At 69.6% G+C, this 13,044-nt stretch carries 14 protein-coding genes and 1 pseudogene; 8 read left to right on the top strand and 7 right to left on the bottom strand.

The annotated features are described in order from the left end of the window. Positions 1 to 8: 8 nt before the first annotated feature. Together KBX26_RS12230 and KBX26_RS12225 are read left to right on the top strand one after the other, a co-directional pair. Positions 9 to 611 (top strand): TetR/AcrR family transcriptional regulator, encoded by a 603-nt coding sequence (locus tag KBX26_RS12230; RefSeq protein ID WP_030330154.1) that lies wholly within the window; start codon positions 9 to 11, stop codon positions 609 to 611. A 55-nt stretch (positions 612 to 666) separates the two neighbouring features. After that, complete coding sequence (locus tag KBX26_RS12225) at positions 667 to 1,584, top strand: expansin EXLX1 family cellulose-binding protein (protein ID WP_210865445.1); 918 nt, start codon at positions 667 to 669, stop codon at positions 1,582 to 1,584. Positions 1,585 to 1,635: 51 nt separating this feature from the next. Here KBX26_RS12225 and KBX26_RS12220 read toward each other — a convergent pair whose 3' ends face one another. Genes KBX26_RS12220 through KBX26_RS12210 form a run of 3 tightly spaced genes read right to left on the bottom strand, consistent with a single transcriptional unit; the run spans position 1,636 to position 4,597 of the window. Then, positions 1,636 to 3,009: a hypothetical protein gene (locus KBX26_RS12220; protein WP_210865444.1), complete on the bottom strand. Its 1,374-nt coding sequence runs from the start codon at positions 3,007 to 3,009 to the stop codon at positions 1,636 to 1,638. Positions 3,010 to 3,062: 53 nt separating this feature from the next. Next, positions 3,063 to 4,259: an RNA polymerase sigma factor gene (locus tag KBX26_RS12215; RefSeq protein WP_210857880.1), complete on the bottom strand. Its 1,197-nt coding sequence runs from the start codon at positions 4,257 to 4,259 to the stop codon at positions 3,063 to 3,065. Further along, complete coding sequence (locus KBX26_RS12210) at positions 4,256 to 4,597, bottom strand: YciI family protein (protein WP_210857881.1); 342 nt, start codon at positions 4,595 to 4,597, stop codon at positions 4,256 to 4,258. The genes KBX26_RS12215 and KBX26_RS12210 overlap by 4 nt, the downstream gene beginning before the upstream one ends. Before the next feature lie 236 nt (positions 4,598 to 4,833). Between KBX26_RS12210 and KBX26_RS12205 the strand changes: the two genes are divergently transcribed. Beyond that, on the top strand, positions 4,834 to 5,190 hold the full coding sequence (locus KBX26_RS12205) for a hypothetical protein (protein WP_210865443.1): 357 nt from the start codon (positions 4,834 to 4,836) through the stop codon (positions 5,188 to 5,190). A gap of 135 nt (positions 5,191 to 5,325) precedes the next feature. Further along, positions 5,326 to 8,121, top strand: a complete 2,796-nt coding sequence (locus KBX26_RS12200; protein WP_210865442.1) for a TIM-barrel domain-containing protein — start codon at positions 5,326 to 5,328, stop codon at positions 8,119 to 8,121. A gap of 58 nt (positions 8,122 to 8,179) precedes the next feature. On the opposite strand, the gene KBX26_RS12195 is transcribed toward KBX26_RS12200, so the two are convergent. Then, positions 8,180 to 8,443, bottom strand: a complete 264-nt coding sequence (locus KBX26_RS12195) for a hypothetical protein (RefSeq protein ID WP_030330167.1) — start codon at positions 8,441 to 8,443, stop codon at positions 8,180 to 8,182. Further along, a complete protein-coding gene (locus KBX26_RS12190; RefSeq protein ID WP_307857800.1) occupies positions 8,440 to 8,772 on the bottom strand; it encodes a hypothetical protein in 333 nt (110 codons plus the stop codon). Before KBX26_RS12190 ends, KBX26_RS12195 begins: the two co-directional genes overlap by 4 nt. 243 nt (positions 8,773 to 9,015) lie before the next feature. On the opposite strand from KBX26_RS12190, the pseudogene KBX26_RS12185 reads away from it, so the two are divergent. The 3 genes and pseudogenes from KBX26_RS12185 to KBX26_RS12175 form a co-directional block, all read left to right on the top strand. Next, positions 9,016 to 9,816: pseudogene (locus KBX26_RS12185) on the top strand (helix-turn-helix transcriptional regulator); the annotation flags it as partial. Beyond that, positions 9,809 to 10,000, top strand: coding sequence for a DUF397 domain-containing protein (locus KBX26_RS12180; RefSeq protein ID WP_210865466.1), 192 nt, complete (start codon positions 9,809 to 9,811; stop codon positions 9,998 to 10,000). The pseudogene KBX26_RS12185 and the gene KBX26_RS12180, both read left to right, overlap by 8 nt. A 101-nt stretch (positions 10,001 to 10,101) precedes the next feature. After that, on the top strand, positions 10,102 to 10,293 hold the full coding sequence (locus KBX26_RS12175; protein ID WP_030330172.1) for a DUF397 domain-containing protein: 192 nt from the start codon (positions 10,102 to 10,104) through the stop codon (positions 10,291 to 10,293). Between the two features lie 285 nt (positions 10,294 to 10,578). On the opposite strand, the gene KBX26_RS12170 is transcribed toward KBX26_RS12175, so the two are convergent. Both KBX26_RS12170 and KBX26_RS12165 read right to left on the bottom strand, forming a co-directional pair. After that, positions 10,579 to 11,289, bottom strand: coding sequence for an SDR family oxidoreductase (locus tag KBX26_RS12170; RefSeq protein WP_030330174.1), 711 nt, complete (start codon positions 11,287 to 11,289; stop codon positions 10,579 to 10,581). 78 nt (positions 11,290 to 11,367) lie between these two features. Beyond that, complete coding sequence (locus tag KBX26_RS12165) at positions 11,368 to 12,324, bottom strand: aldo/keto reductase (RefSeq protein ID WP_209444514.1); 957 nt, start codon at positions 12,322 to 12,324, stop codon at positions 11,368 to 11,370. Between the two features lie 7 nt (positions 12,325 to 12,331). On the opposite strand from KBX26_RS12165, the gene KBX26_RS12160 reads away from it, so the two are divergent. Continuing rightward, on the top strand, positions 12,332 to 13,033 hold the full coding sequence (locus KBX26_RS12160; RefSeq protein ID WP_081883755.1) for a TetR/AcrR family transcriptional regulator: 702 nt from the start codon (positions 12,332 to 12,334) through the stop codon (positions 13,031 to 13,033). The last annotated feature ends 11 nt before the right edge of the window (positions 13,034 to 13,044 follow it).

Here is a 13,044-nt window from a genome sequence, read left to right as displayed (position 1 = left end):
GGTGCCCCATGACGCCCAACACCGCCCGCCGGCGCGAGACCTCGCGGCGCGCCATCCTCACCGCGGCCTTCGACCTGCTTCAGGAGACGGGGTACGCGAAGCTCAGCATCGAGGGCATCGCCGCGCGGGCCGGCGTCGGCAAACAGACCATCTACCGCTGGTGGCCGTCGAAGGGCGCTGTCATCTTCGACGCCTTCCTCATGCTCAGCGAGGCCACCGAGGGTGGGCCGCCGACGCTGCCGGACACCGGCGACCTGGCGGCGGACCTGACAGTGGTGCTGCGCGCGACGGTCGAGGAGATGAACGACCCCCGCTTCGAGCAACCGATGCGCGCGCTGGCCACCGAGATCGCGCTCGACCCCGAGCTGGCCGCGGCGTACGCCGAACGGTTGGACGGGCCGTTGAAGGAGGCCAAGCGGCAGCGCCTGCGCAGCGCCCAGCAGGCGGGCCAGATCGCCGACGACGTCGACCTCGACGTGGCGGTGGACCTGATCTGGGGGCCGCTGCTCAGTCGCTGGCTGCACCGCAGCGGCCCGCTCACCGCCGAGTACGCCGACCTCGTCGTCAGCACCGCCCTCAACGGATTGCGCCCCCGCCGATCCGACGAGTGACGATCGGTGGGACGACTTTGCGCTGCCGCAGCGTGGTGCGGCAACATCAGGCGCCGTGACGGCACCAGGCACGGCCCCCGACGACGACCTCCCGGCCCGCACGCCCCGGGTGAGTCGGCGGGTCAGACACTGGTTGGCCGGTGCCGGGGTGGCCACCCTGGCCGCCGTCCTCGGCATCACCCTCGCCGTACGCGGCGGCGCCACCCCGGCCTGTGCCGCGCCGCCGACCGGCAACGCCGTCCACAAGGGCAAGGCCAGCTTCTACGACGCGGGCCGCTCGGGTGGCAACTGCTCCTTCCCGGGCCCGCCGGCGGACCGGCTCTACGTGGCTCTCGGCGCAGCCCAGTACTCCGGATCGGCGGCCTGCGGCAGCTACCTGCAGGTGAGTGGTCCGAAGGGCACGGTCCGGGTCATGGTGATGGACCAGTGCGGCGGCTGCGGACCCAGCAAGATCGACCTTTCCACCGAGGCGTTCACCAGGATCGCCGACCGGTCGCAGGGCATCGCGCCCGTCACGTACCGGGCGGTGGTGAACCCACCGCTCGACGGTGGGCTCACCTTCCGGATGAAGGGCGGCGCTTCGCGGTACTGGTTCGCGGTGCAGGTCGGCAACCACGGCAACCCACTGCGCTCGGTCGAGGCGAAGGGGCCGGGTGGCGGCTTCCGCAAGGCCGTCCGCCAGAGCGACAACCACTGGACCATCGAGGGCGGGATCGGCCCCGGGCCGTACAGCATCAGGGTGACCGACGTGTACGGACGCCAGGCGACCGCGACCACCATCCGGATGGTCACCAAGCAGGTGCAGCGCAGCACGGCCACCCTCGCCAGCGCCTCCCCCACACCCGGCAACTCCCCCGCGGCCCCGCCGACCCCCAGCGCCGCGCCTTCGCCGACAGCGACGGAATCGGCAGCGCCGACGGCGACAGTCGAGGCGCTCGCCGGCGCCGCCGGACTCGACGCCCCTCGCTGCTGACCGACCTGCCGAACACCGTCGTCAATCCTTGCGGGGCACGCAGGATCCGCCTCAGCGGAACACCCGCGCGACAATCGTCAGTAGCGCCGCACCGAACACCAGTACGCGGTACACCGCGTACACGATCCAGACGCCGAGCATGCCAACGGCGGTGACGATCAGGGCGGGCCCCACGAAGGCCGCTTCCTCCACCACCCAGCCGCCCGCGATCACCACCGTGACCACGACGCCGAGCAGCACGACGGCGCGTCCCACCCCCTTCGACGCCTGCCACAGGGCTGTCGCGTGGGCCCGAGCGGGCCGGGCGCCCGCCGGGGGCACGGTGGGCGACGACGGCGCCCGCGCCGCCAATTCGTCGAGTTGCCGGCCCGCGGCGCGGTCCCGTTCGTCGGCGGAACGACGCAGCACCGCCTCCAGCGCGCGCAGGTCGTCCCGGTCACGGAGCAGCCCGGTACGTGGATCACCGAGGAGCAGCAGCGGAACCAGGGGTTCCTCGTCCGTCGAGCGAGCGAGCAGCCACGCATCGCCGAAGCCGTTCAGCTGACCCGGTCGCAACACCGTGACGATCCCGGAGAGCAGGCTGATCCGCGGCGATGCCGGAGCGGAACCGATCACCAGGTCAGCGCCGTCGATCATCGCTTCGGTGTCGATCAGGTCTCGGCAACTCTCGGTGAGACGCCGAACGACTGTGGTGACGATGCCGACCACCACCAGGGACACGACCAGCACGATGGCGCCGAGCAGCTCGTTGCGTTGTGTCGCCACGACGACGAGCACCAGCGCCGGGACGAGGACGACCAGGTACCAGCCGACGAACAGCACGGCCCGGCGTCGGTCCAGCCACCGGTTGAGCCGGGCACGCTCGGGCTGGTCCGGAAAGCGCCGCAGGGGAACCCCGTCGGCCGGCGGGACCAGTTGTCGGCTCAGCTGCTGGAAGCGCTCACCCGCCAGCACCGCCAGGTCCCGCGTGAACTCGTCCTCGTCGTAGGCCACCTCAGCGAGTTCGAACAGCTCGATGGCCGGCCGGCCGTCCACCGGGCTCTTCTCGGGCAGCGGGACGCCCAGGCTCACCCCGGCCGCCGGCACCAGGAGCAGGCGCGGGCCCCGCAGCAGGTGCCGGCCGGCGGTCGCGGGTGGGTCGGCGAGCACGACCGCGTCGACCTCGTCCCACCGCAACTGGCGGTTGAGCTTCGATGTCCGCACCGACAAGCCTTGCGGATCGACATCGACGCGGAACGGCAACACCGCGTCCCGCACCAGCCGGCCACCTGTCGCCAGGCCGAACGCCACGGCCGCCGCGCTCAGGAACAGGCCGACCCAGGCGACGTCCAGCATCGCGTACGCGATCCCGACAGCGCCGGTGAGCAACAGCATCCCGAACAGCAGGAGGACGAGACGGTCGAAGTACGGCTGCCGTACCTTCACCAGCTCATCGTTGAGCACGAGGTCAAGCCCTCGCCACGAACGGCGAGGTGAGCTCAGGCCCAGTTGAGGCGGTGGCGCAGGAGCGAACGTTCGGCCGGGTTGGTGGCCAGGGCGAGGGCGCGTTCGTCGGCAGTGCGTGCCTGGGTGGTGTCGCCGAGGTCGCGGAGCAGTTCGGCTCGGGTGGCGTGGAACAGGTGGTAGTCGTTCAGTTCACCGGCCAGGGCGTCGACTTCGGTGAGCGCGATTGACGGCCCGCTGACGTAGCGCAGGGCGATAGCCCGGTGCAGCCGAGTGACAGGTGATGGTGCCAGGCGCAGCAGCATGTCGTAGAGCACCGCGATCTGGGTCCAGTCGGTCTCCTCCCACCGGCCGGCCTCCGCGTGGCAGGCGACGATGGCCGCTTGAAGCTGGTACGGGCCCGGTCTTTTCCGCGCTGCTGCCTGGGCCACCAGCCGGCCAGCGGCGGCGATCGACCGGTGGTCCCAGAGAGCTCGGTCTTGGTGCTGAAGCTGGACGATCTCGTTGTCCCGGTCGAAGCGGGCGCTGGCCCGGGCCCGGTGCAGCCGGATGAGCGCGAGCAGACCCGCGACCTCTGGTTCGGTGGGCATGAGCTGATGCAGCAGGGCTGCGAGGAACTCGGCGTCGTCAGCCAGGTCGCGGGATTGGGCCCGGTCGCCGCCAGTGGACAGGTACCCCTCGTTGAAGAGCAGATAGATCACCGCGAGGACCTCGATGAGCCGTGAGCCGAGATCGTCTTCCGACGGGATCCGGTACGGGATGGCCGCGTCGCTGATCTTCCGTTTGGCGCGGGTGATGCGCTGCCCTACGGTGCTCTCCGGAACGAGGAACGCTCGGGCGATCTGCGCGGTGCTCAGACCGCACACCACCCGAAGGGTGAGGGCGACCTGGGCGGCCCGAGGCAACGCCGGATGGCAGCAGGTGAAGATCAACCGAAGTCGGTCGTCCGGTGGTGGCTCGACCGGCCACGCCACCAGCGCGAGCTTGCGTCGGTGACGCTGGTCGCGGCGGATCTGGTCCAGACCACGGCGGCGGGCCACGGTGTACATCCAGGCAGCTGGCCGCTCAGGAATGCCCTCGACCGGCCAATGGGTCAGCGCGGCCTCGATGGCGTCCTGGACGAGGTCCTCCGCGGCGCTGAAATCACCGACCAGATGCACCAGGGACGCGGCGAGCTGGCCCGCGTGATCGCGGACCACGCGGGACAGTTCGGCGTGTGTCGGTTTGCTCATCCGGCGATGGGACGGATCTCCACCACCGGGCAGGCCGGCCAGGACCTGGCGATCCGCAGCGCCTCGTCAAGGTCGGCCACCTCGATTTCGGCGTAGCCACTGATGATCTCTTTGCCTTCCACGAACGGACCATCGCAAACCAGCGGCTCGCCTCGGTCCAGCCGCAGCGTGGTGGCGGTGTCCGGCGGCATCAGGTAGGCGTGATGAGTGATGGTGTCGTGGTGGTCGGCGAACCACTGCTGCACGCTGGCGTAGGCCCGGTTGCGCTCGGGTTCGTCCATGGCGGCCAGGTCGGCGGCGAACTGTGGTGTGTCGACGAACATCAGCACGTACTTCATCGTTCCTCCAGCAGCGGTCTACGGGACGAGGCGGGTGAAGCGCCTCCACCAACCAGACGACCAGCGAGGGCCCCCATCCGACAACCAGCCGAACCTGTTCCCGGGTACCTGTCAACGACCGGGCGCGGCACTGCGGTGACCACACCCCGTTCCGGCGGCGGTCGACCTCCGGCGTCAGGAACGCTGCGAGAGCGAATCCTGGGCTTCCGCACTCGTGCCCGGCGTACCATCCGGCGGTGATTTCGGAATCCTTCGATACCCGTGGCGGGCTCACCTACGTGGACCGCCTCGACTTCACCCGGGGCAACCCCCTCAGAGCCGTCCGTCGAATGGCCTGGCCGACGGTGAAGCTGCACGCCGATGACAGCACGCTGACCTTCACCTCGCGTACCGGATCAGACACCCTGGAACACTTCTGGGTGACCGCGCTGGCGCACCGCCCGTTCCACGGGCGGTTCCCGCTGCCGGCGACGGCTGTCTCCTTCGAGGTCGAGGGGCGCGACCAGGTCCTGCTGTTCTGGAGTCCGCGCGCGGGCGCGGTCCTACGGGCACTCGGAAAGCTGGGCTGGGACGCCGAAGACGCCGGTACCTAGACCCCGTACGTGTCGAGCTGCTGACCGGGCGGGAAAGAGAGAAGGGACACCCTCCGACGCATGTTGACAGCCGTTTCGGGCGAGTGACAGCGTTGTCATCGACTCATTTCCTCCATATGAGACGAGGAGCACATCTTGCTCTATCGGCACTCACCGCACCGCCGTGCGACAGCAGCCGCCGCAGTCGGCATTCTCGTCACGGGGCTGGCGCTCGCCCCGTCCGCGCCGGCCCAGGCCAGCCGCGACAAGGCGAAAGACGGGGCCGTTCGGTCGGGCAACGCACGTTTCGAGGTGCTGTCCCCAACCCTGATCCGCACCGAGTACCAGAAGGACGGCAGGTTCACCGACGCCGCCACCTTCAACGCCATCGGGCGCGACGACTTCCCCCGTACGCGTTTCACCCAGCGCGTCGAGCACGGCTGGCTCACCATCGACACCGGCGCGATGACGCTGCGCTACCAGGTCGGTTCGGGGGCGTTCACCGCCGACAACCTCACCGTGCAGCTCAAGACCGGCAAGCAGCTCGTGCAGGGCCAGCCCTGGGCCGGCCACACCGCGCCGGCCTGCGCGTTCGGCGCGCTCTGCGAGGCCGAGTCGCTACAGCTGAACGGCCCCGGCGTGGCCACCGACCACCAGGGACACACCGGGCGCGGCTTCGCTGCCGGTTTCGCCTCGTCCGGCGACTCGGCCACGTTCGCGCTGGACGCACCGGAGGCCGGGACGAAGCAGCTCACCGTCCGCTACGCCAACAGCACCGGCGGCGACGGCCAGAACGTGGCCCGCACCCTCACCGTTCAGGTCGACGGCGACGCCGGCCGCACGCTGACCCTGCCGCCCACCGCGAACTGGGACACCTGGGCCCTGGCCAGCGTGCCGGTCGACCTCACTGCGGGCCGTCACGAGATCAGCATCGTGCGGGGCCCCAACGACTCCGGCAATGTGAACATCGACAGCCTCGCGGTGGTCAACCCGGATGCGGCGTACCCGGCACCGGCCGCGCCCCAGCCGCAGTCGCTGCGGTTCGGCACCCTGGGCGAGGCCGAGACCGGCGCGCTGACCGGCGGCGCGAGGCCCGCGAACGACCACAACGGCGCTTCCGGTACGGGATTCCTGGCCGGCCTGGAAAGCACCACGTCCGCCGTCGCGCTCACCGTGACGGATGTTCCGGCTGCCGGCGACTACCAGTTGCAGATCCGCTACGCCAACGGCCAGGCCGGTGCCCAGCCGAGCCAGGCGCGCACCATGTCGGTCACCGCCGGGACGGCGGCACCGGTCACGGCGACTCTTGCGCCGACCAGCGGGTGGGACTACTGGAACACCGTTTCCGTGCCGGTCCACCTCGACCGCGGCACCACCACCGTGACCCTGGGCTGCCCCACCGACGCCAGCTGCAACGTCAACGTCGACACCGTCGCCGTGACGAGCAAGGACTCCCCGCTGCTCGCCCCGCACGCGCCGCTCGGCGGCTACCGCCGCGGTCTGGACGGCGTGACCGGTGCCGCGCTCACCGCACCGGGCCTGCTCTACCAGGACGGCTGGTACCTCCTCGACGACTCGGCCTCGGCCCTGCGCGACACCAAGCCCCGGCCCGCCCCCGAACAGGACGGCTACGTCTTCGCGTACGGGCAGGACTTCACCCGTGGTCTCAAGGACCTGTCGACCCTGACCGGGCCCACGAAGCTGCTGCCCCGGTGGGCGTACGGGGTGTGGTACTCCGAGTACTACGACCGCACCGCCACCGAGTTCCAGGACCTGGTGAACCGGGCCAAGGCCGAGGGTGTGCCGCTGGACGTGCTCGTCCTCGACACCGACGTCAAGGCCCCGGACAAGTGGAACGGCTGGAGCATCGACCCCACCCGCATCCCCGACCCGAAGGCGTTCTTCGCCTGGGCGAAGAAGCAGGGCCTGCACACCGGCATCAACATCCACCCGAGCATCCTCGGCTCGGACCCGAAGTTCGCGCAGGCGCAGGCCACCGCGAAGGGCAAGCTGCAACGCGTCGGCTGCAACGGCGGCCCCGACTGCTACGCGTTCGACTTCGGCGACCCGGACCAGCTCAAGGCATACATGCAGCTCCACGACGGGATGCTGCCGAAGGGCAGCAAGGGCCCCGACCTGTGGTGGCTGGACTGGTGCTGCGACAACACCAGGTCCTCGCTCGCCGGGGTGACCGGGGACGCCTGGATCAACCAGCAGTACGCCGACAAGACCGGCTTCGCCTTCTCCCGGGCGTACGGCTCGTTGCAGGCCGGCGGTTACGGCAGCCCGACCCCGGTGTCGACCGGACCGTGGGCCGACAAGCGCACCACGCTGCACTTCACCGGCGACACCACCTCCGACTGGTCGACCCTGCAGATGGAGGTCGGCTACACGCCGGGCGAGTCGGCAGCGACCGGGCTGGCCGCTGTCAGCCACGACATCGGCGGGCACACCGGCGGCCTGCAGGAGCCGGGCACCGAGCCGGGCAGCACCAAGCTGCCCGACGACCTCTACGCCCGGTGGGTCCAGTTCGGCACGTTCCAGCCGATCGACCGGCTGCACTCCAACCACAGCGACCGGCTGCCCTGGCAGTACGGTCCGGCGGCCAACGCATCGGCCAAGAAGTTCCTGAACCTGCGCAAGGAACTGCAGCCCTACACCTACGCCGCCGCCAAGGAGGCCACCCGCACGGGCACGCCCATCGTCCGCTCGATGTACCTGGCGTACCCGAATGAGCAGGCCGCGTACGCCACCGCCGGATCCCAGTACCTCTACGGCCCGGACTACCTGGTGGCACCGGTGACGACGCCCGGCACCACCGCCACCACGTCGGTGTGGTTCCCGCCGGGCAACAGCTGGACCGACATCTTCACCGGGAAGACGTACCGGGGCGGCACCACGCAGAACATCACCACCACCCTGGACACCATGCCGGTGTTCAAGAAGCACTGAGACGGCGCTCCTGAGACCGGCCGGGTGGGTTGCCCCACCCGGCCGGTTCGTCTTCCGGCTAGCCGTGTGACCGCCGAGTCATCGACAACCAGCCGAGGAACCGGGCGTGCAGTGCGGCCAGGTCCGGGCACAGCCCCAGGCCGTACGCGTCGTCGAGCGCCTCCCGCATCGACACGGCCAGGTAGAACGCCAGCGCGATCGAATGGCCGTAGAACTCCGCCGCGAGGGCGAGCTGGGCCGGGCGGCACGGCCAGGGCGCAGCACAGTTTCGACACAACCACGCCGGGCGCATCGGCAGGTGCGGGCGGGGACGCACGCTCATCCGACCCGCACCGGAGATCGCCGCCGTTTGACCGGCCTGCTCGGTGCGACGGGCAGGGCCTGCAATCGCACGCCCGCGCGCAGCACGTACAGCTCGCGGCGCGCCACCGCGTCGCCCGCCGCGTTCAGCTGGTAACCCTCAAACCAGACCCACCCGTGGTACGTGTGCCGCTCGGGCAGCTCACGGATGACGCGTACGAAGATCGGGTGCAGGAACTGCACGCTCGCCGCGGTGGTCAGACAAACCACGTCCCCGGCCTTCATCTTCGGGTACGCGCCCGGCGTGCTGACCGGCTCCGGAATGGGCTTCTCGGGTTTGTCGTCGGGCACGGTCTCCCCCTTCGATGCCGTTGGGAAGGGGCCGCTCCCGTGAGTGCTCGCCCGTCAGGAGCGGCCCCGCTACGAACGCGACCGCCGGGTTTCGTGGTCCTCACCAGCCGCGCCGCCTGGTGACACTCTGCTGTGGAGACCACTACGCTCGGAAGGTGCTTCCGTCGTCCGGGCTGACCTGGCTAAACGGGGTCCAGACGTGTGGCATCTCGGGTAGTCGATCTCCGATTTGAGGAGCGTTGAATGGCTGACGTGCCGAGCCCTCTCGCGGACTTCATCGTGAGCGAGATCCGCCGCGCTCGCGGAGCGTCCGGAATGACGCAAGAGTCGTTCGGCCGGGCAGCGGGCTTCAGCGCCTCACACGTCAGCGCCGTGGAAAGCGGCACCCGGGCACTCACGATGGACTTCATCCGGGGAGCCGACCGCGCCTTCAACAACGACGGGTTGTTCGGACGCCTGGTGGTGAAACTCGGCGCACCGTCGTGGTTTCTGCCGTGGCTGGACGCCGAGCGCGGCGCGCGACAGCTTCGTCTGTTCGAGCCGCTCCTGATCCCAGGCCTACTCCAGACCGAGAACTACGCCCGCGTCGTGATGCGTTTGAACGACCTCATGTCCGCCACCGAGGTCGACCAGCAGGTCAGCGCCCGGATGAGCCGACACAAGATCCTCACCGGCGACGCACCACCGCAGGTGGTGGCCGTGCTGGACGAGTCAACGCTGCGCCGCGCCGGCGACGAGCACTCCGGCATCATGGCCGAGCAGATCGCCCACCTCATCACCGTCGCCGAGCTGCCGCACGTTCACATCCACGTGATCCCGGCGGGCGCTGGCCTCCACATCGGGCTGTCCGGGCCGTTCGCGCTCGCGCGAGCCGGCGACGGGGCCTGGGTTGGGCACCTCGAAAATCAGCTGGGCGGCATCGTGGTCGATAATGAAGATGGCCTTCATACTCTTCAGACGAGGTGGGAGAACGTAAGGAACGAGGCACTCCCGCGCCGACAGTCCAACGAGCTGATGAAGGAAGTGCACAGCCATCATGGACCTCACCAACGCCACCTGGCGCAAGTCCCGGCGCAGCGGATCGTCCGGGGGCAACTGCGTCGAGGTCGCCGACAATTTGCCCGACGTCATCGGTGTACGGGACAGCAAGGACCCTGCCGGCCCGGCCCTGACCTTCGGTCCGGCGGCTTGGCGGGCGTTCATCGCCCGGCTCGTCGAGCGACCGTAACTGCCGCGACGGGCTTCGCGCCGAACCAAGGTGCCGCAATCGGGAACGTCACAGATCACTGCGGCAGTCCATCGACCTGCTGAAGGAGGGTGAGAGCCATCATGGACCTCAGTAACGCCCGGTGGCGCAAGTCCACCCGCAGCGGCGCGAGCGGCGGGAACTGCGTCGAGGTGGCAAGCAACCTGCCCGGTGTTGTGGCCGTCCGCGACTCGAAGGACGTCGCCGGACCAGCACTGGCCTTTCCCCCAGCCGCCTGGGCCGCGTTCGTCGCCCAGCTCACCGAGCGGCCGTAGCGCCCGTCCCCGAGGGGGATTGGGCGTGGGCGCATTGGGCTGGCATGCCCACTTGGCGCACTGTCGAGATCCCCTATGCAGTTGCCGGACGCCTCGCGCACATCAGCTGGCCCGCCAACTGCGGTTTTCGTAGCGGCGGCAGCCACCGCCTCGTCTTGGGTCGGCGCGACCTTCGAGACTCGACGGTGGCTGCTGCGACGTCTACGGACAACGCCACCGTCACCGCGGTTGACAACAGACCTTTGCTGCAATGAGCCCTTGCCTGCTGCGCGGGAGGCGGTGGTGTCAGCCGAAGAGGGCGGCGGAGATGTCGGCGTAGAAGAGCGCCGGGTCGCGGGAGAGCGAGGCCTTGACCTTGGCGGTGGGGCTGTCGGCGATTACTTCGAGCTTGCCCGCCTCCAGGCCGTCCAGGGCCATGGCGACCACCTCGTGGGGTGGGAGTTTGGGGATGTCGTAGGCGGCCATCATGTCGGTGTCGGCTATCGCCAGGGCCAGCGCGGTGACCTGGGTTTTCTGGTCGGCCAGCTCAAGTCTGATGCCGTTGGTGAGAGACCATTCGGCGGCTTTGGAAGCGGCGTAGCCATTGCTGGCAGGGGCGAAGGTGTACCAGCTCAGCGCTGAGATGACGTTGAGAATGGCACCCCCGCCGAGCCGGGGAGCAAAGGCGCGGGTGACGTTGAGGGTGCCCCAGAAGTTGGTGTCGAACTCGCGGCGGATGTTTTCCGTGGAGGGGCCGAGCAGCGGCGCGTTCGTGGAGATGCCGGCGTTGTTGATGAGGATGTCAAGTTCGCCCACCTCGGCTGCCGCAGCCTCGATGGACGTCGGGTCGGTGATGTCCAGCTGAAGGGGCACCACGCCGGGGATGTCGATACTCTCGGGCCGGCGGGCGGTGGCGTAGACGGTGGTGGCACCGCGGGCGACGAGAGCCTCGGCGAAGGCCTTGCCGAGCCCACGGTTGGCACCTGTGACGAGGGCTTTCGTACCGTTGATCTGCATGCCCTCCACGCTAAAACCTCACGTTAACGTCAGAGGCAAATCTCTGCGAGGTGGGTCACTGTGCGGCCGCGGGGCCCTTCAGCGGTGGTCATGAGCGGGGGGCGTGGGCTGGCCGAGGGCCGCTTGCGACTCGTCGACGAGTCCGGTCAGGCGCGCGACCTCGGTGTCGGTCAATTGTTCGGCAACTTCGGAAGCTGCGATGTTGGACCGCAGGTGGTCGGTACTGCTCGTGCCGGGGATGACGACCATGGAGGGCGAACGGCGCAGCAGCCAGGCCAGTGCGATCTGGGCCGGTGTGGCACCGAGGCGCTCTGCCGGGCCGGTCAGCTCGGGGTGGCCGCTGAGCCGTCCGGCGGCCAGCGGGAAGTAGGGGATGAAGAGGATGCCCTGGGTCTCGCAGTCGGCGAGGACCTGGACGCCGCTGCGGTCAAGCAGGTTGAAGCGGTTCTGCACCGCCGCGATGGGGGTGATCTGCTGGGCGCGGGCCAGCACCTGCGGGGACGCGCCGGACAGGCCGATGCGGCGGATCAGCCCCTGGTCTCGCAGCTGGACGAGTGCGCCGAGCGAATCCTCCAGCGGTACGTCCTGGTGCGCGCCGGGGGTGTCGCCGACGAGTCGGAGGTAGGTCAGCTCGCTCGCGTCCGTTCCCATGTCGGTGAGGGCCTCGTGAACCTGCCGCCGGATCGTCTCCGGGCGACCGTCGACGACCCAGGACTTGTCCGGGCCACGCTCCGCGCCGACCTTGTTGCCCACGATCACGCCCTCGGGGATCGGCCCCAGCGCCTGCCCGATCAGCTGGTTTACCGTTCGTGGGCCGTAGGCGTTCGCGGTGTCGAAGAAGGTCACGCCCAGCTCGACAGCCAGGCGCAACACCCGCCGCGCCGCCTCCGGGTCGTCCGGGAATCCCCAGACCTTGGGGCCCGCGAGCTGCATGGCGCCGTATCCCACACGATTCATCGACCTCTCCTGCCGTATCACTGCGACGGTATTTCCCGTATCGCTGCCGAACCAGTGATACGCCTTATGCCGTAGCATTGCAACCGTGGAGGATGCGAAGACCCACAGTCGCCGGCAGATCCTGGAAGTCGCAGCCGAGCTCTTGGAACGGGAGGGCGCCCAGGCGCTCTCCACCCGCGCCGTCGCAGCGGCGGCAGGCATCCGTGCCGCCTCCCTGTACCAGCTCTTCGGCGACAAGGACGGGCTCCTTTCGGCGCTGGCCATCCACGCCTTCGACCTCTACATGGCGCAAAAGCACACCGTGTCGTCGAGCGGCAACCCGGTCGACGACATGCGCCGCGGATGGGACATGCATGTCGACTTCGGCCTGAAACACCCCGCCTTCTACCTGCTGATGTACGGCACCGACCGTCCCGGCCGGCGCCCACCTGCCGCGCGGGAGGCTCAAGAACTCCTCATGACGTTCCTCGGCCGCGTCGCCTCCGACGGCCGCCTACGGGTGCCGCCCGTCCTTGCCGCCCACCTCACGCTGGCAGCGGTAACCGGCACCACGCTCTCCCTGATCGGCATCCCCGAGAGCGAACGCGACCCGGAGGTCTCACCGCGCATGCGGGAAGCACTCATCGACGCCCTGACCACCGACACGAGCCCAGCCCCGGACTCCACCCTCGCCGCTCGCGCCCTCGCGCTCGATGCCGCCCTCGGCGGGGCGGATCCAGCTGTCGTCCCGCTCCGCCCCGTCGAGACCGCACTCCTGCAGGACTGGCTCCAGCAACTCGCCCACTAGGACGAGCCGGG

The organism is Micromonospora sp. C97 (genome assembly GCF_018070385.1).
Classification (GTDB): domain Bacteria; phylum Actinomycetota; class Actinomycetes; order Mycobacteriales; family Micromonosporaceae; genus Micromonospora; species Micromonospora parva.
This window is presented reverse-complemented; position numbering and strand designations above follow the sequence as displayed.

Bases quoted from the DNA above. Each gene is read 5' to 3' on its own strand.
- KBX26_RS12180 (WP_210865466.1), top strand. From the start codon at position 9,809: ATGGACCTCACCAACGCCACCTGGCGCAAGTCCCGGCGCAGCGGATCG.
- KBX26_RS12175 (WP_030330172.1), top strand. From the start codon at position 10,102: ATGGACCTCAGTAACGCCCGGTGGCGCAAGTCCACCCGCAGCGGCGCG.
- KBX26_RS12195 (WP_030330167.1), bottom strand. From the start codon at position 8,443: ATGAGCGTGCGTCCCCGCCCGCACCTGCCGATGCGCCCGGCGTGGTTG.
- KBX26_RS12210 (WP_210857881.1), bottom strand. From the start codon at position 4,597: ATGAAGTACGTGCTGATGTTCGTCGACACACCACAGTTCGCCGCCGAC.
- KBX26_RS12230 (WP_030330154.1), top strand. From the start codon at position 9: ATGACGCCCAACACCGCCCGCCGGCGCGAGACCTCGCGGCGCGCCATC.
- KBX26_RS12215 (WP_210857880.1), bottom strand. From the start codon at position 4,259: ATGAGCAAACCGACACACGCCGAACTGTCCCGCGTGGTCCGCGATCAC.
- KBX26_RS12170 (WP_030330174.1), bottom strand. From the start codon at position 11,289: ATGCAGATCAACGGTACGAAAGCCCTCGTCACAGGTGCCAACCGTGGG.
- KBX26_RS12165 (WP_209444514.1), bottom strand. From the start codon at position 12,324: ATGCTACGGCATAAGGCGTATCACTGGTTCGGCAGCGATACGGGAAAT.